The sequence below is a fragment of the Carboxylicivirga mesophila genome, from assembly GCF_018271975.1.
GTDB classification, from domain to species: Bacteria; Bacteroidota; Bacteroidia; order Bacteroidales; family Marinilabiliaceae; genus Carboxylicivirga; species Carboxylicivirga mesophila.
Genome location: NZ_JAGUCN010000003.1, coordinates 105,411 through 131,430, shown reverse-complemented (window position 1 = coordinate 131,430; position 26,020 = coordinate 105,411). Strand labels below are relative to the sequence as shown.

Annotated in this window: 20 protein-coding genes; 10 read left to right on the top strand and 10 right to left on the bottom strand. The window is 42.0% G+C overall.

The window, feature by feature from the left end; all coding sequences use genetic code 11:
- Nucleotides 1–37: 37 nt before the first annotated feature.
- The 5 genes from KEM09_RS04255 (at nucleotide 38) to KEM09_RS04235 (ending at nucleotide 11,305) form a co-directional block, all read left to right on the top strand.
- Nucleotides 38–2,350, top strand: a complete 2,313-nt coding sequence (locus KEM09_RS04255) for a GH92 family glycosyl hydrolase (protein ID WP_212225934.1) — start codon at nucleotides 38–40, stop codon at nucleotides 2,348–2,350.
- A gap of 63 nt (nucleotides 2,351–2,413) precedes the next feature.
- Nucleotides 2,414–4,750, top strand: a complete 2,337-nt coding sequence (locus tag KEM09_RS04250) for a GH92 family glycosyl hydrolase (protein ID WP_212225932.1) — start codon at nucleotides 2,414–2,416, stop codon at nucleotides 4,748–4,750.
- Nucleotides 4,751–4,785: 35 nt separating this feature from the next.
- Nucleotides 4,786–6,234, top strand: a complete 1,449-nt coding sequence (locus KEM09_RS04245; protein ID WP_212225930.1) for a basic secretory protein-like protein — start codon at nucleotides 4,786–4,788, stop codon at nucleotides 6,232–6,234.
- Nucleotides 6,235–6,249: 15 nt separating this feature from the next.
- A complete protein-coding gene (locus tag KEM09_RS04240; protein ID WP_212225928.1) occupies nucleotides 6,250–8,283 on the top strand; it encodes a basic secretory protein-like protein in 2,034 nt (677 codons plus the stop codon).
- Nucleotides 8,284–8,383: 100 nt separating this feature from the next.
- Nucleotides 8,384–11,305, top strand: coding sequence for a GH92 family glycosyl hydrolase (locus KEM09_RS04235; protein ID WP_212225926.1), 2,922 nt, complete (start codon nucleotides 8,384–8,386; stop codon nucleotides 11,303–11,305).
- 3 nt (nucleotides 11,306–11,308) lie between these two features.
- Here KEM09_RS04235 and KEM09_RS04230 read toward each other — a convergent pair whose 3' ends face one another.
- Genes KEM09_RS04230 through KEM09_RS04220 form a run of 3 tightly spaced genes read right to left on the bottom strand, consistent with a single transcriptional unit; the run spans nucleotide 11,309 to nucleotide 12,827 of the window.
- Nucleotides 11,309–11,797 (bottom strand): YybH family protein, encoded by a 489-nt coding sequence (locus KEM09_RS04230; protein ID WP_212225924.1) that lies wholly within the window; start codon nucleotides 11,795–11,797, stop codon nucleotides 11,309–11,311.
- Complete coding sequence (locus KEM09_RS04225; RefSeq protein ID WP_212188690.1) at nucleotides 11,790–11,969, bottom strand: type II toxin-antitoxin system antitoxin; 180 nt, start codon at nucleotides 11,967–11,969, stop codon at nucleotides 11,790–11,792. Before KEM09_RS04225 ends, KEM09_RS04230 begins: the two co-directional genes overlap by 8 nt.
- 3 nt (nucleotides 11,970–11,972) lie before the next feature.
- Nucleotides 11,973–12,827 carry an SPFH domain-containing protein gene (locus KEM09_RS04220; protein ID WP_212225922.1) on the bottom strand — a complete coding sequence of 285 codons (855 nt, stop codon included), beginning with the start codon at nucleotides 12,825–12,827 and terminating at the stop codon, nucleotides 11,973–11,975.
- A gap of 128 nt (nucleotides 12,828–12,955) precedes the next feature.
- On the opposite strand from KEM09_RS04220, the gene KEM09_RS04215 reads away from it, so the two are divergent.
- On the top strand, nucleotides 12,956–13,618 hold the full coding sequence (locus KEM09_RS04215; protein ID WP_212225920.1) for a hypothetical protein: 663 nt from the start codon (nucleotides 12,956–12,958) through the stop codon (nucleotides 13,616–13,618).
- Here the strand turns inward: KEM09_RS04215 and KEM09_RS04210 are convergent.
- The 4 genes from KEM09_RS04210 to KEM09_RS04195 form a co-directional block, all read right to left on the bottom strand.
- Nucleotides 13,611–14,420: a metal ABC transporter permease gene (locus KEM09_RS04210; protein WP_212225918.1), complete on the bottom strand. Its 810-nt coding sequence runs from the start codon at nucleotides 14,418–14,420 to the stop codon at nucleotides 13,611–13,613. The genes KEM09_RS04215 and KEM09_RS04210 overlap by 8 nt on opposite strands.
- Nucleotides 14,413–15,153 carry a metal ABC transporter ATP-binding protein gene (locus KEM09_RS04205; protein ID WP_212225916.1) on the bottom strand — a complete coding sequence of 247 codons (741 nt, stop codon included), beginning with the start codon at nucleotides 15,151–15,153 and terminating at the stop codon, nucleotides 14,413–14,415. Before KEM09_RS04205 ends, KEM09_RS04210 begins: the two co-directional genes overlap by 8 nt.
- Nucleotide 15,154: 1 nt before the next feature.
- Complete coding sequence (locus KEM09_RS04200; RefSeq protein WP_212225914.1) at nucleotides 15,155–16,030, bottom strand: metal ABC transporter solute-binding protein, Zn/Mn family; 876 nt, start codon at nucleotides 16,028–16,030, stop codon at nucleotides 15,155–15,157.
- Between the two features lie 110 nt (nucleotides 16,031–16,140).
- The gene (locus KEM09_RS04195) at nucleotides 16,141–17,055 is read right to left on the bottom strand and encodes a LytR/AlgR family response regulator transcription factor (protein ID WP_212225912.1); all 915 of its coding nucleotides are present in this window, start codon (nucleotides 17,053–17,055) and stop codon (nucleotides 16,141–16,143) included.
- A 174-nt stretch (nucleotides 17,056–17,229) separates the two neighbouring features.
- Here KEM09_RS04195 and KEM09_RS04190 point away from each other — a divergent pair, with 174 nt between their 5' ends.
- Nucleotides 17,230–18,360, top strand: a complete 1,131-nt coding sequence (locus KEM09_RS04190) for a DUF6051 family protein (RefSeq protein WP_212225910.1) — start codon at nucleotides 17,230–17,232, stop codon at nucleotides 18,358–18,360.
- An 85-nt stretch (nucleotides 18,361–18,445) separates the two neighbouring features.
- Here KEM09_RS04190 and KEM09_RS04185 read toward each other — a convergent pair whose 3' ends face one another.
- Nucleotides 18,446–20,467, bottom strand: coding sequence for a transketolase family protein (locus KEM09_RS04185; protein ID WP_212225909.1), 2,022 nt, complete (start codon nucleotides 20,465–20,467; stop codon nucleotides 18,446–18,448).
- A gap of 322 nt (nucleotides 20,468–20,789) precedes the next feature.
- On the opposite strand from KEM09_RS04185, the gene pdxB reads away from it, so the two are divergent.
- On the top strand, nucleotides 20,790–21,926 hold the full coding sequence (pdxB, locus tag KEM09_RS04180) for a 4-phosphoerythronate dehydrogenase PdxB (RefSeq protein WP_212225907.1): 1,137 nt from the start codon (nucleotides 20,790–20,792) through the stop codon (nucleotides 21,924–21,926).
- A gap of 45 nt (nucleotides 21,927–21,971) precedes the next feature.
- On the opposite strand, the gene KEM09_RS04175 is transcribed toward pdxB, so the two are convergent.
- A complete protein-coding gene (locus KEM09_RS04175) occupies nucleotides 21,972–23,318 on the bottom strand; it encodes a cyclic 2,3-diphosphoglycerate synthase (RefSeq protein ID WP_212225905.1) in 1,347 nt (448 codons plus the stop codon).
- A gap of 170 nt (nucleotides 23,319–23,488) precedes the next feature.
- On the opposite strand from KEM09_RS04175, the gene KEM09_RS04170 reads away from it, so the two are divergent.
- The gene (locus KEM09_RS04170) at nucleotides 23,489–24,079 is read left to right on the top strand and encodes an acyl carrier protein phosphodiesterase (protein WP_212225903.1); all 591 of its coding nucleotides are present in this window, start codon (nucleotides 23,489–23,491) and stop codon (nucleotides 24,077–24,079) included.
- Here the strand turns inward: KEM09_RS04170 and prmC are convergent.
- Nucleotides 24,076–24,927: a peptide chain release factor N(5)-glutamine methyltransferase gene (prmC, locus tag KEM09_RS04165; RefSeq protein WP_212225901.1), complete on the bottom strand. Its 852-nt coding sequence runs from the start codon at nucleotides 24,925–24,927 to the stop codon at nucleotides 24,076–24,078. The two genes, KEM09_RS04170 and prmC, sit on opposite strands and share 4 nt — an antisense overlap.
- 36 nt (nucleotides 24,928–24,963) lie before the next feature.
- Here prmC and ribD point away from each other — a divergent pair, with 36 nt between their 5' ends.
- On the top strand, nucleotides 24,964–26,019 hold the full coding sequence (gene ribD, locus KEM09_RS04160; RefSeq protein ID WP_212225899.1) for a bifunctional diaminohydroxyphosphoribosylaminopyrimidine deaminase/5-amino-6-(5-phosphoribosylamino)uracil reductase RibD: 1,056 nt from the start codon (nucleotides 24,964–24,966) through the stop codon (nucleotides 26,017–26,019).
- Nucleotide 26,020 lies beyond the last annotated feature (1 nt).

Below are 26,020 nucleotides of genomic sequence, written 5' to 3'. Positions count from 1 at the left end.
CCGGTATTTTTCAAATAGTTTATTTAACAGACTGCTGATGACATATATTAAACTGATTACTCTTCTAAGTCTTTTTATACTTGTTGCATGCACGCCGAAAGCCAGGCAGGAGCAGACAATACAAAAGGATTACACCCAATTTGTTAAGCCTTTGGTAGGTACGCTTGGCGAGGGTAATACCTATCCGGGGGCTCAGGTACCCTTTGGTATGGTACAGCTCAGTCCGGATACTGAAAAGTGGGAATGGGGTGCGGCTTCCGGCTACGAATATTCCGATAGTACCATTTATGGTTTCTCGATGACGCACCTGCATGGAACTGGTATTCCTGATATGGGTGATATCTTATTTATGCCAACAGTCGGGCAAACACATATTCGTCCTGGTAAAAAGGATTTTTCCGAAACTGGTTATCTGTCTAAGTTTTCGCATGAAAATGAAACGGCAGAGATTGGTTATTACTCGGTTGTGTTGGATGATTACAACATTAAAACAGAATTGACATCCACCAATCGTGCAGGGATGATGCGTTATACCTTTCCGGCTTCGGACAGTGCACACGTTGTGTTAGATTTGAGCCATGTGCTGCGTTTCGATGTGGTATGGTCAAATGTAAAAGTTATTAATGAAACAACCATCGCCGGGATGCACCAGGTGAAAGGATGGGCAAAGGAGCGTTACGTCTATTTCACTGCTGAATTCTCGCGTCCTTTTGATGAAACGCGGCTATTTTCAGGAGGGAAAGAAGTGAAATACGACTCTTATAAAACGTATCGTTTCCGCAGTAGCAAAGAGGCAGCTGGACCTGATATTCAGTTTGTGGCCGATTTCCGGACAAGCGAAGATGAGCAGTTGTCTGTTAAAGTGGGTATTTCGCCAATCAGCACGGCTAATGCCATGAAAAACCTAAAAACGGAAATGCCTGACTGGGATTTCGAAAAATATGTGTCAGCCAGTAAGGAGTTATGGAATAAGGAGTTGGCAAAGTTTGATGTGGAAGGCACACAGCAGCAAAAGGAAACGTTCTACACCGCTGCTTATCATGCATTTATGTCACCTACAACCTATTTCGACGTAAATCGCAATTACCGTGGTCTTGACCAGAATATTCACGCGTGCAATGATTTCGATAATTACACAGTATTTTCCTTGTGGGATACATATCGTGCTACGCATCCTTTGTTTTGTTTGACTCAGGCTGACCGGAATGCGAACATGATTAATGCCATGCTGGCCCATTATCAACAAAGTCCTGATAAGTTGTTGCCAATCTGGTCGTTCTGGAATAACGAAACCTGGTGCATGATTGGTTACCATGCGGTGCCTGTTATTGTTGATGCCTATTTTAAAGGTGTTGAGGGGGTGGATTGGGAGCTGGCTTACCAAGCTTGTGTGAACTCAGCGACGCATCCCGAGTACGATGCAACGGCTGAGTATGAGCAATTAGGCTATGTGCCTTACGATTTGGAGAACGAATCAGTTTCCAAAACGCTGGAGTATGCGTACGATGATTATTGCATAGCCCGTTTTGCAAAGGCTCTGGGTAAAGAGGCGGATTATAATCGATTTGCCAAACGTGCCATGGCCTACAAGAATTTGTTTGATAAAGAAATTGGCTGGATGCGTCCAAAAGACAGCAAAGGGCAATGGAAGGCTGATTTCGATACGCATCATTTTGAGCACTTGGGGGCATTTACCGAAGGTACTACCTGGCAATACACTTGGACTGTTCCACATGATGTACAAGGATTGGTTGAATTATATGGCAGCAAAGAGGCCATGGCTACTAAGCTGGATTCTGTATTTGCTTACAGCAGCGGTAAAGATTACAAAGGTGTGGATGATATTCATGGGCGTATTGGTGAATATTGGCACGGTAATGAGCCGAGTCATCATGTGACGCATTTGTATACTTATGTTGGTCAGCCTTGGAAAACGCAGCAGTTAACTCGTCACATTATCGACACGCAATACGGTAACGAACCGGGTTCGTTGTGTGGTAACGATGATTGCGGACAAATGAGTGCCTGGTACATTTTCAATGCTATGGGCTTTTATCCGGTTTGTCCGGGTAGCAATGACTATGTGATTACTTCTCCGGCCATACCTTCTGTAACCATGACCTTGAGCAACGGCAACAAATTAGTGATTGATACCGAAAATTATTCTGATGATAATGTTTATATTCAATCGCTTAAGATAAATGGTGTGGAATGGAAGAAGTGCTGGTTCTCATTCAATGATATTAAAGAGGGCGGGCATATCCATTTTGTATTGGGTGATGTACCAAACAAAGAGTGGGCTTCTGCGGAAGAACACTATCCGCCATCCATGTCAAATAACGAGCTTTAATCTTCGTCAGGAACTTAATGTGTTGCACGCATTACTCTGGCAATGTTCTGAAATACAACGATTATGAAAAATATATTACTAATTAGTCTGTTAATAATTCAAGGTTTGATGCTTAAGGCACAAAATGAGGATCTGACCCAATATGTAGACCCGTTCATCGGTACGCAGGAGATGGGACACGTTTTTCCTGGTGCCTGTGCACCTTTCGGAATAGTGCAGTTAAGTCCCGAAACTGATAGTGTACAGTTTTTTCACGAAGGCAAATACAATAAGGATGTGTATCGCTACTGTGCCGGCTATCAATACACCGATAAGTCGATTGTAGGCTTTGCACACACGCATTTTAGTGGAACGGGTCACTCTGATTTGGGCGATTTCCTGGTGATGCCAACGGTTGGTAAGGTACAGCACAATCCGGGCACTATCGATGATACCTCAAAGGGCTATCGCTCACTATTTCGTAAAGAAACGGAAGCGGCCGAACCGGGTTACTATACCGTTGAACTCGATGATTATAAAATCAAAGCTGAGCTGACAGCCACACAGCGCGTAGGCTTTCACCGTTATACCTTTCCAAAATCGGATGCGGCGCATATCATTTTGGATTTAACGCATGGCATTTACAATTACGATGGTAAAGTATTGTGGTCAACCATCCGTGTTGAGAACGATACCTTGGTCACAGGATACCGTATAACACGGGGGTGGGCACGTACTAACTACCAGTATTTTGCCATGAGCTTTTCGAAGCCAATCAAAAGCTATGGTTGCAGCAACAACGAAGAAGTGAAGTACAATGGTTTCTGGCGTAAGTTTGACCAAACGGATAACTTCCCGGAGATGGCTGGCAAAGCCTTAACTGCTAACTTCGATTTCGATACAGAAGAAGGCGAGGAGATTAAAATCAAATTCGCTTTGTCTGCAGTAAGTACCGATGGTGCACTGAAAAACCTGCAGGCTGAAGTGCCCCACTTTGAATTTGATCGTACACGCAGCGAAGTGAAGCAGATGTGGAATAAGGAGCTGAGCCGCATAAAGGTAGAGGCCGATGCAGAAAAGAAGACGGCTTTCTATACCTCAATGTATCACTCGTTCATTCATCCAAGCGAGTACATGGATGTGGATGGTCAGTACCGCGGTTTGGATCACAATATTCACCAGGCTGATGGCTTTACCAACTACACTATTTTCTCATTATGGGATACTTATCGTGCTCAACACCCTTTGTTGACATTGATTCAGCCAGAGCGTTCATCGGACATGGTAAACTCGATGCTGGCGCATTATGAGCAGAGTGTTCATAGCATCTTACCTATCTGGAGCCATTACGGAAACGAGAACTGGTGTATGATAGGTTACCATGCAGTGCCGGTAATTGCCGATGCTTATGTGAATGGTATCAAAGGTTTCGATGCTGAGAAGGCGCTCGAAGCATGTTTGTCAAGCGCTAATTTTGACAGCTACGAAGGCATTGGTGAGTACAAAAAGTACGGCTATGTTCCACATGAAACCAGTCATTACGGGGCTTCCATCACTTTGGAGTATGCTTACGACGATTACACAATCGCACAATTGGCTAAGGCAATGGGTAAAAAGTCTGTTGCCAATGAGTATATGAAACGTTCGGAGTACTGGCGCAACCTGTTTGATAGACACACAGGCTATGTTCGCCCTAAAACCAAAGCAGGCGATCATCTTGATAATTTTGATCCATTGGATACGCATGGTGCCGGTTTTATCGAAGGTAACTCATGGAACTACTCTTTGTATGTGCCTCAGAATGTGGGTGGGTTGATTAATGAGATGGGTGGAAAGGAGCGTTTTGCTCAACACCTCGATTCATTGTTCACCATGCATATTCCGGATGAGTACTTTGAGCATACAGAAGATATTACCCGTGAGGGAATTATGGGCGGTTATGTTCACGGTAACGAGCCTAGTCACCACGTAGCTTACATGTACAATTGGGCCGGTAAGCCTTGGAAAACGGCTGAGCGCATCCACGAGATTATGCGAACCAAATACCTGAACAAGCCTGATGGATTGTGTGGTAATGATGATTGCGGGCAGATGTCGGCATGGTACATCTTTTCATCGATGGGCTTTTATCCTGTTTGTCCGGGCTCTGGCGAGTATGTGATTGGTTCTCCATCGGTGGAAAAGGCCGTTTTGCAATTGGAAAATGGCAAGCAATTCACCATCCGCGCTAAGAATGTGTCATCAAAGAATATCTATATCAAGTCGGTGACATTGAATGGACAAGCCTTGAACAGAACATTCATCAGGCACAGCGATATTGTTAAAGGTGGTGAGCTAATCTTCCATATGAGCAGCCGACCCAATAAAAAATGGGGACTGGAAGGAGATGCTTATCCCTATTCGTTCACACCTGTAAAATAATAGTTTTCTTTTTGGGATAAAAAACTAATAAAATAATGAATATAAATAAGATAGCGGGCCTAAGCTTGGCCTGCTCTACCCTGCTCATGTCTTGTTTGAACCAAAATGACACATCAATAGTTGTAACCGACTATAAATGTCGGGTTCAGACAGAAGAATGCAATTCGCCTGTTGGCGAGGAAGTTGGTAATGTGGTGGACGGCGATATTTACTCAAAGTTTCTAACATTTACTTCATCGGCAACTGTTGAGTTAACACCCGTAAAACGCAGCCGGTTAAACAGCTATACACTGGTTTCGGGTAATGACGAACCATTGCGCGACCCGGCCAGCTCGACCTTGGAAGGCAGTCGTGATGGACAAACCTGGAAGCTCTTAGATAAGCAGTCGGATATCACTTTCCTGGAAAGAAACCAGAGTCAGGAATTTCAGGTAGTAACTGAAGAAACGTTTGCGCATTATCGCTTTCATCTCGCTACCAACGGGCACGATATTCTGCAATTATCGGAGATTAAGCTAAATGGTGCTTGGGACCGCAATGATAAGCATCCGATTGCCCAGTTCAAGGCTGACCAGACTGCTTTTTTCGATAAAGGAACAGTGCAGTTTCAAAACCTGTCGGTGCAAGGCGATTCGTATCAGTGGTACTTCGAAGGCGGTGAACCGGCAACAAGTACAGAGACAAATCCGATGGTTAACTATGTCGCTCACGGCAGGTATCCCGTTAAGCTGGTAACAGTTAATAATCAATTGACAGATACGGCTTTTTACGATGCATTTGTTAATGTGAAGCGCTTAGGTGGTTGGGAGCATTTTGAGTATCCACACATCAATTTTGTAAACACCACCTTGGGCGGTAACGGCGATTTGTACCAGGAATTGGTGCCGGAACCCATTGAGCTGATCAACAAGGTAAGTCTGGATGTTTGTCAGAAGCTGTATCGCAGTGTTGATGAGGTTAATGTGCTTAAAATTTTAGACTATTCAATTGAAGATATAGAGACCATTTCTGCAAAAGGCGGTAATCCACCTCATATTAATATCTTTTTCAGTTCGAGCTATTTGAAAAACAAGAAGGGAGAACTGAGTGACAAAGAGCTGATTGCAGAAATTATTGGAGTGTTGTACCACGAGCTCACTCATGGATATCAGTATGCACCTAAGGGTGCAGGCGGTTATCAGCGTGGAGCCGATTACTTTGGGCTGATTGAAGGTGTAGCCGACTACGTGCGTCTGAATGCTGGTTATTCAAGTTATGATTACCGCAAGGTTGGCGGACACTGGAACGATGGCTATAAAACCTCAGCCTTCTTTATCGATTGGTTGCATACAAAAGACCCTGCTTTTGTGTATAAACTCAATCAAAGTGCTCAAACAATTATTCCGTGGTCCTGGGAAGCAGCTTGTCAAAGCATTCTGTCTGTCTCTGTTGAGGATTTATGGAACGAGTATCAGAACTATCTAAAAACCGAAGAATCAATTTAATCAAATCACAAGAAAATGAAAAAATCAATTATCTATACACTCATGATGGCCTTGATTTTACTGCTGTCATGTCAGAACGAAGCAGAGTTTAATATCGACCATCTGCAAAGTCCTCTTAAAGCAAAGTTTGAAGCTAACAAAACGCGCGTATTCATCGATGAAGAGGTACAATTCACTAATAGTTCGATAGGAGCAAAAGCGTATGAATGGAGCTTTGAAGGTGGCACACCATCAACAAGTTCAGATGAGAGTCCGGTTGTAAGTTATGCTTCTGAAGGTACTTATAAAGTTGTATTAACCGTTAAGGATGGAGCCAAGCAGAATGTGCTTACACAAGAAAGCTATATAACTGTTTATGGCGATGAGTGCTGGCAAGATATGGTGATGCCAACCATTAATTTTAAAAATACTTCGGCAGATAAAACTTTATACGAACAAATCGTACCTGACCCTCAGAAGCTAATTCATACAGCTTGTTTTGACGTGGCTCGCTGGTTATTTATTTGTCCCGATGAAATGGATGTATTGCAGACCATTAATTACTCGGTTGAAGATAAGGATGGTATTTCAGCAAAAGGAGGTCAGGCACCGCACATCAGTATTTTCTTCAGTGCTACCTATTTGCAAAGTTGTAAGGATAAAGGGATGACCGATGCCCAACTCCTTGATGAAGTAAAAGGGGTGTTGTATCATGAAGTAACACATGGTTACCAGTTCTCGCCTCAAGGTGCTGGTGAATACAAGCCGGGTGATGATTTCTATGGCTTTATCGAAGGTATGGCCGATTATGTCCGTTATGTGAGCGGTTACCTGACAACAAACGATCGTGCGCAAGGTGGCCATTGGAATGATGGTTACAAAACATCAGGCTTCTTTATTGATTGGCTGCATTCAAAAGATACTAACTTCCTGAATAAGTTGAATCATTCTGCTAAATCAATCAATCCATGGTCATGGGAAGCTGCTATTCAGAGTATTACTGGTAAATCTGTTCAGGTGCTTTGGGAAGAATACCAGGGTGATATGAAAACAGGTAAAATTGCCGAAATAGACGAGCTATTGAAGCGTTTACGTGCCGGCGAAGATGTTGATTTTGGTAATGATGATCCTGCTCCGGTAACATTGATTGATATCACCGACCAGAATCCAACTGTTACCTATCAAACCGAAGAGTTTGATTTCTTCGAATGGGGAACGCCTGAAATGGCCTTTGATAATGATGCAGGTACATCTTTCTTCAATATGAATAATACAACCTGGTATGCATTTGAAACGGCGAAGAGTTATAATGTGACAAAGGTAGCTATTACGGCAACTGCCAACTTACTGGGAATTGATTATGTATTTACGCCAGACGAATTTGTAGTGTCAGGTTCAGATGATGGCACTAACTGGACTGAAATTACATCAGTGGAAAATACTGGTATCGTTAGTTTTGAAGAGCGCAAAGAGTTTACCTTCCAAAATAGTGCCTACTATAAGTTCCATAAAATCACGTTGGCTGCTGATATAGAAGAAGGTGACAACAAGCGAATCATGATTGCTGAGCTGGAACTATTCGGTGCCGAAGGAGATGGAGGAGAAACCCCACAGCCTGATTTGACTGATATTACAAAGGACAGCCCAAAAGTGACCGTTAAACCTGCTGGTGAGCAGGCTTATCCGGAGTGGGGCTTGCCTGAGCATGCTTACGATGGCAAACAGGATACTCAATTCTTTAATTGGGTGAATGATACCTGGTTGGCATTCGAGACGGCTAAGAAATATAATGTTACAAAAGTGGCATTGAGTGCTTCCAATAATATTTTTGGCATTGAGTATGTATTTTCGGCTGATGAATTTACGCTCTTAGGTTCCGACGATGGAACTAACTGGACAGAGATTACCAAAGTAGCTGATACGGGAATCACTGCTTTTCAGCAAAAGGAAGAATTTACCTTCGAGAATACTGCTTATTACAGGTTTCATAAAATTGAGCTGACTGCTGATGTAGAAGAAAATGGGCGTATTGTGATTGGTGAGCTTGAAATCTGGGGTGTTGCAGAATAATAGTTAGTAAACTTCCAAGTAATTAATAGGTGGATTATTGTTTCCCGGCTTATGTTTTAACTTTGGTTAAGGCTAGGCCGGGATTTTAAAATTTAAATAGATGAAACAACTTTGGTTTTTGATGATATTCGGTATTGCATTAAGTGCCTGCAATAAGCAGAACAACTATACCGAGTATGTTGATCCGTTTATTGGAACGGGTGCGCACGGGCACACTTATCCTGGTGCACAGGTGCCATTTGGCATGGTGCAACTGAGTCCTGATACACGCAATGATGAGTCGTGGGATGGTTGCGGGGGCTACCACTATTCCGATTCGTCGATCATCGGTTTTAGTCACACCCATTTATCGGGTACCGGAGTAAGCGACTATGGCGATGTATTGCTTATGCCCATTATGGGTGAGTTAAAACTTGAAACAGGAACGAGCGAACAGCCCGAAACCGGTTATCGATCGTTGTTCTCTCACGATAGTGAAACAGCTTCGCCAGGATACTATTCAGTTTATTTAGATGATTATCAGGTAAAAGCTGAATTGACAGCTGGTAAGCGAGTTGGTTATCACCGTTACACCTTTGATAATGCAGGTGATTTGCAGATGATGCTCGACCTGATTCACCGCGATCCTGTGATTGCCGCTGAAATAGAAGTTACAGGGCCTAATACTTTGCAAGGGCAGCGTCGTTCAAAATACTGGGCTGGCGATCAGCATCTTTTCTTTGCCATAGAGTTCTCAAAGCCTTTCAAGTCGGTTGATTTGTATGAGAATAAGAAGCTGCATTCTGCCGATAAAGTCATTAAAGGTTCGCAGTTACAATCGGTTATAAACTTTGATGTGGAAGCAGGTGAGCAGCTGGAAGTGAAAGTGGCCTTATCCATGGTGAGTGCCGAAGGGGCGGTTACTAACTTAAAACAGGAAAGTACCAATGTCAATTTCGATTCTGCGTATAAGTTGGCGTTAAATGAATGGCGCGAAAAGCTGGGTAAAATTGCAGTTGAAGGCGGCTCATTAAAAGAGAAACGAAATTTCTATACGGCATTGTACCATTCATTGTTAACACCTAACCTCTCGCAGGATGTAGATGGCCGCTATCGTGGTATGGATGGCGAAATTCATCAGGCTGACGGCTTCACCAATTATACGGTCTTCTCTTTATGGGATACCTTCAGAACACTGCATCCTTTGCTGACGATTGTGGAGCCTAAGTTAAGCGCTGACTTTGTGAAATGTTTGGTTCAGAAGAGTAAGGAATACGGTGAGCTGCCGATGTGGGAGCTGGCCTCCAACGATACACGATGCATGATTGGTTATCATGCGGTTTCGTTAATTGCTGATGCCCATGCTAAAGATATTAATAATTTTGATTTGGAAGAAGCATATGCCGAGATGAAACGTACTGCCATGCTGGATAAGCGCGGCTTGAAAGATTACCGTACTTTCGGTTATGTGCCTTCCAATAAGAGCAGTCAGGGTGTATCAAAAACGCTCGAATATGCCTACAACGACTGGTGTGTGGCGCAAGTGGCTAAAGCTTTAGGTAAAGAGGACGATTACCATTATTTTATGAATCGCTCTAAAAACTACCGCAATATATATGATCCATCAACTCAATTTATGCGTGGCCGTATGGCAGATCATAGTTGGGTGAGCGATTTTGATCCAATGGCAGTGGGTTATAACTACACCGAAGGCAATGCCTATCAGTATAGTTTATTTGTGCCGCATGATGTCGTTGGAGTAACCCAACTATTGGGAGGACAAAAAGCCTTGAAAGAATGGCTCGATCGTTTGTTTGAAACCGAAATGGCCTATGAGCTGGAAGAAGGAACGGATGTAACCGGACTCATCGGGCAGTACGCACACGGTAATGAGCCGAGCCATCACATGGCTTACTTGTATAATCATGCAGCAGCACCATGGAAAACGCAGCACATTGTACGTGAAATCATGGCCACCCAATATGCCGATACGCCTGGTGGTTTGTGCGGAAATGAGGATTGCGGTCAGATGTCGGCCTGGTATGTGATGAGCGCTATCGGATTGTACCCTGATAATCCGGGCTCGCCTTATTATTCGGTTGGTTCACCTGTCTTCGATAAGGTGACGATGCACCTGGATAATGGACAAACCTTTGTCATTGAAGCTAAAGGAAACAGCAGCAGTCATATATATCTGCAGGATCTTAGCCTTAACGGTTGCGATTACCGTAAGAGTTTTATCGCCCATCAGGATCTACAAAAAGGCGGAAGCTTGCAGATGCAAATGGGTGCTGAGCCCAATAAAGAATGGTTCACGCAACATTTGTCCAATGAATCGACTTACCAAGCTGCTCCACATTGCTACTTGAGCAACTCATCCGATGTGTTTATTGATGAGTTTTTAGTTGATATGCGTTGCGACGATGAGGCAGCTGAAATACGTTATACTTTGGATGGCACAACGCCTGACAAGAGTAGCTCATTATTTCAGAAGCCTTTTACGATTAATCAATCAGCCACGCTTAAGATGCGTTCCTATAAAGAAGGCTGTGAAGACGGTTATGTAGTAACTCGTGCACTAAAAAAGGAACGCGCTTTACCTGTTAATACATCTCAACTTAAGAAAGGATTGAAGTACTCCTATTATGAAGGTATCTACCGTTCTATCTACGATTATGCACAGGACGAGCCAGTAAAGACTGGAGTTATTGACGTGCCCACATTGACTATTTGCGACCGAAATGAATGGATTGGTTTAGCATATGACGGCTTAGTGTACATTCCTAAAAATGGCACCTACCATTTTTACATCTCGGCCAATGATGGGTGTATGTTGAAGATTAACGGGGAAGAGCAGTTTGAAAGTGACGGACGCAAGTCGTTTCCGTTTGCTCAACAATGCAGTATTGAACTGAGCAAAGGTTATCATCATTTTGAGATCGGTTTTTACCAGTGCTCAGACGGTATTGAGTTAATAACCGAATGGGAAGGACCAGGCTTTAAACGGCAGACTATGCCAGCCAGCTGTTTCTTTCATCAGTAGTATTTAATCCCACACGAAGCGCCATTGTCCATCACCTTGGCGCTTCCATACCGTGTGGAAGATACCTTCAGAAGTTTCGCCACTCGTATGGTTAATTAACTGATAGTTGCCATAGGTGTAGGCTAGATCTCCCGAAGCAGCAACGTCCACTTTATCAGGGCTCCATTTTAGCTCAATGTTTTGATAGGTGTCAGTGTGATCTTCAAAATAAGCCTGGATGGCATCTTTTCCTTTTATCAGTTTGTTGTTTCTCATTATGACAGCGTCTTCTGCAGCATAAAACAAAAAAGCTTCAGTTACTCCTTTTTCCTTAGCCATTTGAGCAAAAGCCAATTCGGTTTGTTTAACTTCTTCCAGGTAGTTAGTCATGGTGTTTGTTTGTGATGTGCAGGCAACAATTGTGAGCAATAATAAGATGGCAGCTCTGTTCATAGTAGGATATTTTCTAAAAAAGAGCAACTTCCGAAGAAATTGCTCTTGCTTTTTATTCATCTTCAGAAGTATTGTCTTTCTTCTGTTTTAATCGTTTGGCATCTTTTAAGCATTTATGAATCATCCATTCAAGCTGACCATTGACACTTCTGAATTCGTCATCAGCCCACTTTTCAATCTGCTTAAATGTTTCAGGGTCAATTCTTAGTACAAATGATTTCTTTTTACTCATAAATTAGTTGTGTAATGTGCCAGTATTAATTACAGGCGTGGCCTCTTTATCACCGCACAAAACTACCATTAAATTACTAACCATTGAGGCCTTTTGGTGTTCATCAAATTCAATGATCTCATCCTCGGATAGTCGTGTCAATGCGTCTTCAACCATGCCTACGGCACCTTCAACAATTTTTTTACGCGCTGCAACAATAGCCACGGCCTGCTGTCGTTTCAACATCGAACCTGCTATTTCAGGAGCATAAGCCAGATAGCCAATCCGTGCTTCTGTTACTTCAATGCCGGCAATGGCCAGTCGTTCGGTGATTTCCTGTTCAAGCGCTTCGTTTACTTCATGCATACCCGAACGCAATGTCACTTCGGCCTGCTCATCATCGAAATTATCGTAGGGATAAGAGCCTGCCAGTTTACGGACAGCTGCATCCGTCTGCACGCGCACAAACTCTTCATAATGATCCACTTCGAAAGCCGCCTTGTAGGTATCCTTCACTTTCCATACCAATATCACATTGATAAGGATGGGATTACCAATTTTGTCATTCACTTTAACTTTGTCACTGTCGAAGTTACGGGCTCGTAGTGATATGCGTGTTTTTGTGTAAAATGGGTTGGCCCAAAAAAAGCCATTGTCTTTAACCGTGCCTTTGTATGCGCCAAAGAGTACGAGCACTTTCGAACCGTTAGGGTTGACAATAAAGAAACCTGGCAGAATGGCCAGTATAAAAGGGATAGCTATTATCAATGGATATAGCTCCAGTTTAATGATGGTGGCAAGGGTCGTAGCCAGCAACATCAGAAATACGATAAGCATCGTATAGCCGCTTTGGGGTTTAGTTGTTTTTTCTGTTTTCATAGTGATATCAAAATAGTATCACAATGATAATTTATTAAATTTTAATTATCAAGCCTTGAGTAAAAAAATATAGTTAATTAATGAGTACATGAACGTAGTTTGTTACTTTAGTCTATAATTTATTCACAATGAAATATTGGATTATTCTTCTTATGTTCTTTAGTTTATCAAACATCTATGCAACTAATTGGTGGTATGATGGGTATGCCATAACTAATGATGGTGAGAAGATTTATGGTCAGATTTATGTTCCGCCATATAATCAGACAACCGGGACTTGGGTTATATCAGGAATTGATTTAGAGGGTTTTTATCATCGTGTACTGTTCAAACACGATGGCTCGCAGTCGGATTATGCTCCTGAAATGATTCGTGAATTTGGCTTTACATATAAGGGAAGCGATTACAAGTTTGAAAGTACTTGTCTGCATTATAAGAGTATCATTAAGTCAGAAAGAATCAGACATCGGTTTTTAAATGTGGTCCACCGGGGAAATATCTCTTTACTTCGGGATTCCAGAATACTCCCGGGTTATGTTGCTGGTAGAAGTGGTTTTCCTGAGTACATAACCTACTATGATTATTACCTGTCCTCATCTGATAACAAACTAATACGATTGTTTTCCTCAAGTGAAACAGAAGACCTCAAAATGGTATTGGAACAGTTAGGTATGAACAAGCGTTTTTTAGATAGTATTGGAACGATCAAGGTTCGAACACTCGCTGATATCCTCTTTCAATACGATTTATGGTTATCAGAAAGGAAAGAGCCAGCACAGCTGGTTATCTGATCAATTTGATGATTTTAAGAATAACAAATAATACAGTCAGTGTAAAAATAATGGTAGCGCCTGACGGTATGTCTAAGAAGTAGGCAATAAGCAGTCCGGACATGCTTCCAATCACACTGATTAATACCGCACCAATCATCACTTTGTTAAGGTTTTTGGCAAATAGATTAGCCGCAGCTGCAGGTATAGTAAATAATGATAGTACCAGAATAATTCCCATCACCTTTATGGAGAGGACTATAGCAATGGAAACCAATGCAGCACTAATGTATTTGATTGTCTGAACAGGTAAACCTGATACTTTAGCAAAATCGGTATCAAAAGCAACGGTGACAATGGCTTGATAATATAAGCTTATTAGTAGTATGCAAACGACTGCTGTGGCTGCCAGCCAAATCAGATCAGTCATCTTAACGGTTAGGATGTCGCCAAATAAAAAGCCCATCAGGTTGGGTGTATAGCCTGGTGTGAGGAATACAAATAGAATACCGATGGCCATACCTAGCGACCATAAGATAGCAATCGAACTATCTTCTCTGATACCTGCCTTACTACTGCTCCATTCGATGCCGAGGGCTGATAATACTGCAAAAATCCCTGCACCTAAAAACGGTGGAAAACCAAGGTAATAGGCAATGCCCATGCCTCCAAACGATGCGTGAGTGATACCACTGCTGATAAATACATTGCGACGGGCAACAATGTAGCTACCAACTATCCCGGCAATGATGGAAGATAAGAAGGCTGCCAGCAAAGCATTACGAAAAAATGCGAAGCTGAAGAGTTCAAGAAGTTCATTCATGGTCATGATGTTTTAATACCCTGTGCGGAACGTGACCATGACTGACTAGTTCAATTGGGCAGTTATACGACTGGAGAATTTCGTTGGTAATCTTATTCGAAGGATGGTAATGCAATCCTCCATTCACGCAAGCGATGGTCTTAACCATAGACGAGATAGTTCCAACATCGTGTGAAACTAACAAAATGGCCATTTGCTCATTTAATTCACCAAGCAGATTATACAAATTAGCCTCAAATGTTTTGTCAACATAGGTATTAGGTTCGTCCAATATCAAAAGATTTGGCTTACTTATTAAGGCTCTGCATAAGAATACGCGCTGCATTTGTCCGCCTGAAAGCTCTCCAATTGGCACATTGTGTGATCTATCGAGGCCAATAAATTCAAGCAGTTCATCAACTCTATTAAGCTGCTCTTTGTTTGCTCTTTTCCACCATTTGTCTGTAGCAAACCGGCCGGATAAAATCACATCCTTGATGGTGACCGGAAATTGCTTATCGATAGTGTTAACTTGTGGCAGGTAGCCTATATTAACGCTATCAGATTTGATTATCCGACCCGATAATGGCTGAATCAGGTTTAGTATTATTTTAAGAAGCGTTGTTTTACCACCACCATTAGGTCCTATTATGCCTATAAAATCGTTGGCATGAACCGTTAAGTTAACCTGGTTCAAAACAACGTTTTTGTCGTAAGCTGCCCGAATGTTATCAAGCTGAATAAGTGGTTCCATCTTATTGTTGTTCCAGATGACTGATAAATCGATCCATCTCCTTTAGCCAATCATAAGAAAGTGGATTAACCTGTATGGTTTCGGCACCAATTTCATCTGCAATAACCTGGGCGTTTGTTTGGTCAAACTCCTGTTGAATATATATAGTTCGGATATGCTTTTGACGAGCTAATTCAATGGTTGCTTTTAAACGAGACGGAGAAGGTGTTTTACCTTCAAATTCAATCGTTAACTGTTCAAATCCATAGTCTCTGGCCAGGTAGGTATAAGCAGGATGAAATATCATAAATGCCAGGCTGTCATTACTTGCTTGCAGATTGTTCAAACGTTCATCCATCTCATCCAACTGATTCAGGAACTGCTCATGATTTAAGGCTATTAACTCTTTGTGCTGAGGAAAAAGCTCTGTTAGGTAGTTTTTTAGATTCTTCATGATGCGCCTCACCTGTTTTGGTGATGTCCAGGTATGCGGATCAACCCCGGCCGAGCAGATGTGGCCTGGTTCATGGTCATGATGGTGATGTTCGCCTTGAATTATTTCAATGTTCTTAGACAGATTGTACCATTGCATCGTTTGATTGGCAGCTTTCAGTTTATCTGTCCAACTCGACTCAAATCCCAGGTGACCCATTTTTATATAGGCCACCGAACCTGAAAGCTTTTTGATTTGAGCTGCAGAGGGCGCATAGCTAGCGTGGTCAGACCCTTGGGGAATCATGATATTGATATCGATGGAATCTTTAAGTAATTGTTCAATAAAATATTTCTGCGGTGCTATACTTACCGAAACAATTGGCTTTTGATTCGTCTCTTTGACAGTTTGGCAGCCTGTTAGAATAACAATTGCCAGTAGGCTGACTAATATCGCTTTTATCATTTATATCTGTTTGTAATGCGGTTATATACCATAGTATTTGCTATCGCAAAAATACTAGAATGCAATTAATATTGCAACGATGTTGCAATAAATATCAGACTCTGGAGTCTTTAATGACTTTGGCCAAACAATTCAAACACAGCTCCGGTATATGTTTTAGATACAGGTACTTCAACTAAAGGTTGCGTGTTTAGTTTAATACGCAGACCTTCTTTGGTTCGTTCAATCAGCTTAACTTTCTGAAAATTGACCATATAAGAGCGGTGGACGCGGATAACTTCAAATGGCTTAAGAGTATCTTCCAGTCGCTTTAGCGTATTACGCAGTAAAAACTTCTCTTGTTTTTGATGGTTTGAGTAATAGATAGTAACATAATTATCGGCACCTTGCAGGTAGAGTAAGTCTTCCAGTTTAATAGTTAATCGCATGGTTCCTTTTTCATCTCTGAACGGTACCATCCCAATTTTTTCCGTATTCTGGTTATTGCCTTCGGCAATAGCCTCCAGTTTTTCTTTATTGTCTATCCAGGCAAAATATAGCCAGGTAACTGTATAAGGAATGAGTAACACGAGCGCTGTATTTTGGATGGAAACTTTAATAGCCTCATCAAATGATCTGGGATCATGCAAAATCAGCATCTCGTATAGTGTATAAAACAATGACATGCTACTTATCTCAATAGCAATCCAGATAAGGTAACGGCCAATTGAAATATATTTCCCTCTTTTGGCCAGTTGGTACATGATGATGCGGCTGATTACAACCACCAGTACGCCAGTGAGTATCACCAGACTGGAATATAAAAGAAGTTCCAGCTTTGATATATTAAACCAGGTGGTAACGCCAAATGGTGCATAGATATTAATAAATACCAATGCAAACGCAGCCGTAAAAAGAATAAGACTGACAATATTCTTTTTCTTGACCAGATAGGATGGTATTTTTTTGCTTAAATCCATGGTGTATAAAGATGCACTAAAATCTTTAATAATGATGGCAAAGATGATTGGTTTTTGGTGCTTCATCAAGAATTTGACTTCAAATTTAATCCCAATATTTGAAATTTCACCCCTAAATATGGTTTTTAAGCCCAGTAAACCGGTGGAGATCACATAAAATTGCAAAGCTGCCAATTCTTGATTTGGTTTGCATTCGAAGATGACAAAGTGCATCGAATTAGCGTATAATTATGAAACTCCATGAATTATTTTTTTCTATATCAAACTCTGAAAGCACAATTTTCATCGGGAGATGCCACACACACTCCCGGTGAGAGTGCTTTTGGTTTTTATACGCATGAGTTTCATTCGAGGCAATCTATTCCATACCTTACCCAGGCAACTTCTCCTTTCGATATTGAGTGTTCAGAGACTAACCTGAATAAGGATTTTACATATCCTGTCTTTCATCCTGATAAAAGCATCGCATCTGAAGGGTGCATTATTTTATTGCATGGACTGAATGAGCGTACTTGGGATAAGTACCTGCCATGGGGATATCAATTAGCCAACTATACCCGGAAGACTGTCATCTTATTTCCGATAGCCTATCATATGAACCGTTCACCTAAGGAATGGTGTGACCCACGTAAGATGAACGCTTTTGTTAAGGAGCGCAGGACATCTACGCCAGGTATTGATGGTTTGAGCGTTGCTAACGTGGCCTTAAGTGATCGTTTAACAAAGCATCCTGAACGTTTCTTTCTTTCCGGATATCAGGCAGCCAGCGATTTATTGGACTTAATTGCTTCCATACGTGAAGGGCAGCATGCATTGATAAAAAAAGATGCACAGATTGATTTCTTTGCCTATTCAATCGGTTCGTTCCTGTCTCAAATTATGTTTTTGGCACACGGAGATGACGTGTTAGCTAAGAGCCGGCTGTTTGTATTTTGTGGAGGCAGTGTTTTTGAGGATTGGCAGGGGGTGTCGCGTTTCATCATGGATAGTAAGGCATTTCAAAAGCTTCAGGACTATTATAAAAGGGACCAGCAATTTAATAATACAACCGTTAAGGGTATTATTGGTAATACAGCCTTGGGTCAGGCATTTGTCGATATGATTTCGATGAAGAACTTACGGAAGAGAAGTAATGGCTACGTAGCTACATTGAAAGATCGCATGGCAGCTGTTGTTTTAAAGAACGATACTGTGGCCATTGCCGATAAAGTAAAAAATACATTAGGTGGAATGCAGGTAGAGGAATGGGATTTTAATTATGCCTATTCTCACATCATGCCATTTCCATTGCTTTCTAATAAATTTGTTAATCAGGTTAATGAGGCTTTTGACAAATTAATGTTAAGAGCTACCCTGCTTTTTACAACATAACGAGAATGATTGAATGTTAACCTGAAAAAAAGGGCGATGAGTTAAACGTAACCATCGCCCTTTTTTAGAAGTATTTTGTATTTGCTTAGCCCAGCATCTCAGTAACTTGTTTAAGTACGTTTTCGCCGGTGAAACCAAATTTCTCGTCCAGTACCGTGTAAGGAGCCGAGTAACCAAAGTGATCAAGTCCCCAAACTGTGCCGTTCAGTCCAACCAAACCTTCCAAAGTAACAGGTAGTCCTGCTGTCATACCAAATCGTGGCACATCAGCTGGCAATACTTCAGCCTGGTATGCTTTATCCTGATTGCGGAATAAACCTTCCGAAATAACAGAAACCACATTTACTTTCAGGCCTTTTTGCTCGCGTAGCAGCTTAGCGCCTTCAACCAATGTGCCAACTTCTGAACCAGATGCCAGTAACACAACGTCAGGTGTATCAGCATCCTTCTCAACAATATATGCTCCCTTTTCGGCCTGAAGTGCTTTGTTATAGTCACTCTCAGGTAAATTAGGAATATTCTGACGTGAAAGAATCAATGCAGTTGGTGTTTTAGTATTCTCCATGGCCATCTTCCAGGCTACAGTTGTTTCATTGACATCAGCCGGACGAACAACCAGCATGCCGTTGTCACCGTGGTGATTCTTCAGTTTTTCTAATAGGCGAATCTGTGCTTCCTGCTCAATAGGCTGGTGAGTAGGGCCGTCTTCACCCACACGGAATGCATCATGAGTCCACACATACTTAACCGGCAATTGCATTAAGGCAGCCATACGGGCAGTTGGTTTCATGTAGTCAGAGAATACAAAGAAAGTACCACATACCGGAATCACACCACCGTGCAAGGCCATACCGTTGGCAATGGCACCCATGGTTAATTCAGCCACACCAATTTGAAGGAAGGCTCCTGAGAAATCACCTTTTTTAAATACTGTGGTTTTCTTTAAGAAACCATCCGTTTTATCTGAGTTAGCCAAATCGGCCGACATCACAATCATGTTTTCAACTTGCTCAGCAAAAACACCAAGTACAGTTGATGAAGCACCACGTGTAGCTGCTCCGGCCTTTTGCTCGATGGCCGCATAATCGATATTGGTTTCACCAGAGATGAATTGAGCCAGCTTGGCTGCCAATTCAGGATTAGCCTTTGCCCATTCAGCTTGTTCTGCCTTTTTATCAGCAACATATGCTGCTTTTTTGTTGTTGGCCTCATTGTAAAGCGCTTCCACCTCGGCAAATACCTGGAATGGATTTTCAACATCAGCACCCAGGTTTTTAAGTGTGTCTGCAAATGAAGCACCGGCAGCACTCAATGGCTGTCCGTGTGTTGAAACCTGCTTTTCGAATGAGTCGCCGTTTGCAGTAACAGCACCTTTACCCATTATTGTTTTACCAATAATCAGGAATGGTTTTTCAGTTTCAGCACTGGCTGCATCCAAAGCCTTTCGAATCTGGTCATGGTCGTTACCATCAATCGTCATGGTCGCCCATCCCCAGGCTTCGTATTTCTTAGCAGTATCTTCAATGGTTACATCATCAGTAACTGTTGATAGCTGAATGTCATTTGAATCATAGAACATTACCAGATTGCCAAGACCAAGGTGTCCGGCAATACGGCCAGCACCCTGTGAAATTTCTTCCTGGATACCACCATCTGAGATGAATGTGTAGATATTGTGGCTCATCCATTCACCAAAGCGTGCAGCTAAAAAGCGCTCTGCAATAGCAGCACCAACTGCCATCACATGACCTTGTCCAAGTGGGCCTGATGTATTTTCAACTCCTCTTGCAAAATCCACTTCAGGGTGACCAGGTGTTGGGCTGCCCCACTGGCGGAAGTTAGCAAGCTCTTCCATGCTATAAGTACCTGTTAATGCTAATCCTGCATACAACATAGGTGACATGTGTCCTGGGTCAAGGAAAAAACGGTCGCGGTTAAACCAGGTGCGATCCGCCGGGTCATAGTTCAAATACTCCGAAAACAATACATGCATAAAATCTGCTCCCCCCATTGCACCACCGGGGTGACCTGATTTTGCTTTTTCAACCATTGCGGCTGATAAAATCCGAATGTTGTCGGCTGCCAACTTTGAAATGTTCTTGTCCATTACGTTTTTAAAATTTTTTAGATTTCATACAGTCATTGTTGCTGTATGGAACTAGTTGTTAAGCCTGTTAAGCCAGGCCTAGCAACAGGTTGCTATTGCTGTTAATGTTTATAAAAACCGCACAGCAGCAGAACCGTCTTCAAACATGGCGCAAAAATACACTTTTTTCTGAACCCTATAAATTTAAATAGATATGACTTTTGTTGCTTTTGGCTGATCTGCCACTTCTTATGAGGAATTTAACTGCTATGTGCTATGCTAAACGGTAGGTGAAGAATGGTAGTAATTGTTACTTTTGTGTTTGAAATAATAGGATGTAGCTATGCTAAAAATTGTTGCTGATAATAAAATACCTTTCCTGAAAGGAGCCTTGGAACCATTTGCTGATGTAACATATTTTCCGGGAGGAGAGATTGATAAAGAGAAGCTGAAGGAGGCCGACGCTTTGGTTACGCGCACACGAACCAAATGTAATGAAGCAACATTACAAGGTACTAGTGTTAAGCTTATTACTTCAGCCACGATTGGTTTTGATCATATTGATACTAATTGGTGTGAAACGCATCAAATTAGCTGGACCAATGCACCAGGTTGCAACTCCGAATCGGTTAAGCAATATGTTGCCGCCATTTTGGCATTGCTGGTGGAGGAGCAAGGTTGGCAGCTGGCAAATAAAGCAATAGCTGTAGTGGGTGTTGGCAATGTTGGCAGTAAGGTGAGTGCCTTGGCTCAAGCTTTGGGTATGACTGTGTATGAAGTTGATCCTCCCCGTGCTAGACATGAGGGGGGTCAACGCTTTTATCAACTGGATGACATAATTGACAAAGCAGACATTATTACTTTTCATACGCCATTGACAAAGGAAGGTGATGATAAGACATATCATTTGTGTGATCGCGGCTTACTTTCAAGAATGAAACCAGGAGCTGTGGTCATTAACTCATCGCGGGGTGAGGTGGTTGATGGCAGTGCATTAAAGGAAGCGATAGCAAGTAAACAGATTGGACAGGCAGTATTGGATGTTTGGGAAAATGAGCCTGAGATTGACACTGATTTATTGGCTAAAGTTTGGCTGGCGACACCGCATATTGCAGGCTATTCGCAGGATGGAAAGGCTAAGGGTACCGAAATGAGTGTCAGGGCGGTTAGTCGTTTTTTTAAGCTGGGGATTGATGATTGGGAAGCCCGGAATATACCTGAACCCGAAGAGCCTGTAATCTCAATTGATTGTAAAGGTCTGGATGAAGACCATATTATTGCTGCAGCTATCCTGCATACATATCTGCTAAAACGTGATGATGCTGATTTAAGGGGTGATGTAAGTCAATTTGAGTCTTTACGCGGAGCTTATCCGGTTCGCAGAGAGTTTCATGCGTATGACGTTGAGCTGCTTAATGGAACTATGGTATTGGCAGATAAAATGAAGGCCATAGGTTTCAGCAAGGTGGCAGTAAAGTAGAGTGGCAGCACAGAACTGCACTGCCACTCCAGATAAAACCAGATGCTAAACCTTACTTAATTGAAGGTTTTGACTAATGACGAACTCTTTAAGAGCTTCGCGTAATGTTGGCTGACCTATCTCCTGTAGGTCATAGTAAACTCTTGTATTGGGCTTATTAATTTTAACGATACGGTTTAAATCAATTGGCGTACCAATAATTACAGCATCGCATGGTACATTATCAATGGTCGTTTGTAAATCTTTAACTTGCTCATCGCCATATCCCATAGCGGGTAGTAAAGTGCCAATGTTTGGATATATCTGATAGGTTTCGGCTAGTTTACCTACGGCATAATCACGTGGGTCAACTATCTCGGCAGCACCAAATTTTTTGGCGGCCACAGTGCCTGCACCAATCTTCATCTCACCATGCGTAAGTGTTGGGCCATCTTCAATTACCAATACTTTTTTGCCTTTAATAGCGTTAATGTTATCTACCCGAATGGGTGATGCTCCATCAATCACGGTGGCATTAGGATTAACCATATCGATATTGGCTCTTAGCTGATTAATGTCTTCAGGTGCAGCACTATCCATTTTGTTGATAACCACAATGTCTGCCATTCGCAGGTTTACTTCTCCCGGGTAATAACTGAGCTCGTGATTAACACGATGTGGATCGACTACAGTAATCAGCAGGTCTGGTTTGTAGAAAGAGAAATCATTATTGCCACCATCCCAAAGTATCACATCACACCCATCAGGATCGTTTTCTGCTGCATCGATTATTGCTTGGTAGTCCACACCTGCATAAATCACATTGCCTCTCACAACATGTGGTTCATACTCCTCCATTTCTTCAATGGTGCATTTGTGAAAAGCCAGATCGTCAATAGTGGCAAAACGCTGAACTTTTTGTTTGACAAGGTCGCCATAAGGCATCGGGTGACGAATAGCCACCACTTTTAGTCCTTGGTCCATTAGTTGCTCAATCACCTTGCGGGAAGTCTGGCTTTTGCCGCAACCGGTGCGTGTTGCACAAACGGCAATAACAGGTTTGTTGCTTTTTATCTGGGTGTCATTAGGGCCAAGCAGCATAAACGATGCGCCGGCGGCATTCACCCTGGCCGACAGGTTCATCACCCTGCTATAGGGTACGTCGCTGTATGAGAATACACACACATCGGCTTCTTTCTCGATGATCAGCTTTTCAAGGTCTTCTTCTGCAAATATGGGAATGCCTTCGGGGTACAACTCGCCAGCTAATGCAGCTGGATATTTACGTCCGTCAATATCCGGTATTTGTGCAGCTGTAAAAGCAACCACTTTATAGTCATGGTTATTCCTGAAAAAGGTGTTGAAGTTGTGAAAATCTCTTCCGGCAGCGCCGATAATAATGGCTTTTTGCATAATCTTGTTGATTTGGTTAGTGAAAATTAATGGTGTTCGGTTCTCAAAATGTGAGATACTATAAATGTACCTGAAGGAAATATAAATGGCTAGTGGGATAAACATGTTAAGAAACAGAATGTTAATCTTGAAATAGTCGTCCTGTTAATGTATTTTTATAAGTTTGCCGCATGAATTTTCTGGCTCATCTATATCTTTCTGGTAATATTCCACCTGTTCAGGTCGGTAATTTTATAGGCGATCATGTAAAGGGGCGCGACTATGAAAAATATGCGCCTTTAATTAAGCAGGGAATTCTGCTTCATCGCAAGATCGACCATTTTACCGATACGCATCCGGTTGTGAAGCAAAGTACTCAACGTCTCAAGGAACGCTATGGGCGATATGCAGGTATTGTAACCGATGTTTTCTATGATCACTTTTTGGGTGTTAATTGGGATAAATACAATGATATATCTCTCAATAAGTTTGTGAGTCAGAGTCATAAGGTGTTGCTGAGGCATTATTTTAGTTTGCCAGCTGGTGTAAAAAGGTTCTTGCCATTTATGGTTAAGAGCAGGCGACTGGAAACATATGCCACCAAAGAAGGTATTAAAAAGAGTCTTGAGATTATGGCTAATTATTCTTCACTGCCTCATGAAGCTCATTGGGGGCTGCAACAGATGGAGTTGCACTATGATGCGTTTAACGAAGAGTTTCTGAGTTTCTTTCATGAATTAAGAATGATGGTGGATGAGGAACTTTCCTTAATTGAAATTTAAGTCAGTTGAGCTTTCATCATTCTGTCTTTTCCATTTATATCTTTTCGGCATTCAATGTTTGTGTAACCTGTATCTCTTAAAAGGTCAGTCATTTCTTTTGCCAGATATTCGTTAATCTCAAAATACAGATAGCCATTGGGTGCTAACATCTGAGTGCCCAGCTTGGCGATGGTTCTGTAAAAAATCAGCGGATCGCTGTCAGAAACAAACAGCGCTGTTGAAGGCTCATAATTTAATACATTAGCCTCCATCATGGCTTTTTCAAGTTCGCGAACATAAGGCGGGTTACTAACGATGCAATCAAACTGCCCGTCAGTGCTGGTGCAGTTTAATACATCCACCTTCTCAAATATTACCTCTTGCTTTAGGCGCCGGGCATTGGCGGCAGCTGTTTCCAGGGCTTTATCTGATATATCCCAGGCAGTAATACAGGTATCTGGCAAATGTACTTTCAGCGATAGGGCAATGCACCCACTACCTGTCCCTATGTCCAATAAACTTTTAGGTTGATGATTGTCCTTGAGTATCCAGTCAACCAGTTCTTCTGTTTCAGGGCGTGGAATGAGTACTGAAGGGTTGACATCAAATGAGAGACCGTAGAACTCTGTTGAACCAATGATGTATTGGAGTGGTACATGATTTTTGAGCTGCTTAGTATAGGTGTCCAGTGTGTGCTTATCTTCCTCGTTTAGCAAATCGTTATTCATCAACAGCAATTGTGTATTATCAACTTCTAAAACATGCTGAAGCAGAAGCCTTCCAAACTGTTTGATTTCATAGTCAGGATAGATGCCTTTTAGCTCAGAAAGGAGATTGGCTGTGTATTGCAGAATCGTAGTACCACTCATTTTTTGTATCTTGAACGGCAAAATTACTAAACTCAAATGAATCATTTGTCGCAAGAGGAGAAATACATGCAGCGTTGTCTGCAGTTAGCTCAAATGGCTGAAGGAAATACGTATCCTAATCCAATGGTAGGAAGCGTGATTGTGCACAAAGGAAAAATTATTGGAGAAGGATATCACCAAAAAGCTGGCGAACCGCATGCCGAAGTGAATGCCGTCCATTCAGTAAAGGATCAATCACTTCTACGTCAATCGACTTTGTATGTAAACCTTGAGCCATGCGCTCATTATGGAAAAACACCACCTTGTTCAAAACTAATAATCGATAAGGCAATTCCTCATGTGGTTATTGGTTGTATTGATTCATACTCCGAGGTTGCAGGGAAAGGCATTGAAATGATGAAGAAGGCCGGTGTAGATGTTAAAACGGGTGTTTTGGAGGCTAAGAGTTTAGAATTGAACCGTCGATTCTTCACATTTCATAATAAGCAACGGCCTTATATTATATTGAAGTGGGCCGAAACGCAGGATGGATTTGTGGATATTAAACGAACAGATGCTGATTATGGTCAACCGACATGGATTACAAACGAGTGGGCGCGAAGAGCTGTTCATAAGCAGCGTACTACTGAAGAAGCAGTATTGGTTGGCACGCAAACGGCTCTGAAAGATAATCCATCGCTTACTGTTCGTGATTGGTCAGGCAAGCAACCTTTGCGCTGCGTGATTGATAAAGAATGCCAGTTGGATGGTCAGTATCACTTATTAGATAATACGCATCAAACTGTTATCTATAATCTAAGAAAAGAAGATCGTGTTAAATTAACTGAATACGTTAAGCTGGATGCCGGGAAGGATTTGACTTTACAGATTCTTAAGGATTTATGGCAGCGTAATATTCAATCGCTTATTGTTGAAGGCGGAAGCGCCACTCTTCAGTGTTTTATTAATGCTGACCTGTGGGATGAAGCGCACAGGTATGTTGGCGATGTGTTTTTTAAAAAAGGAGTAAAAGCCCCTGAATTTTCGGCTAAAATTAAGCAAAAGCATACATTCGGAGATAGTCAACTATTTGTGTATCGTAATAATTTGTAAA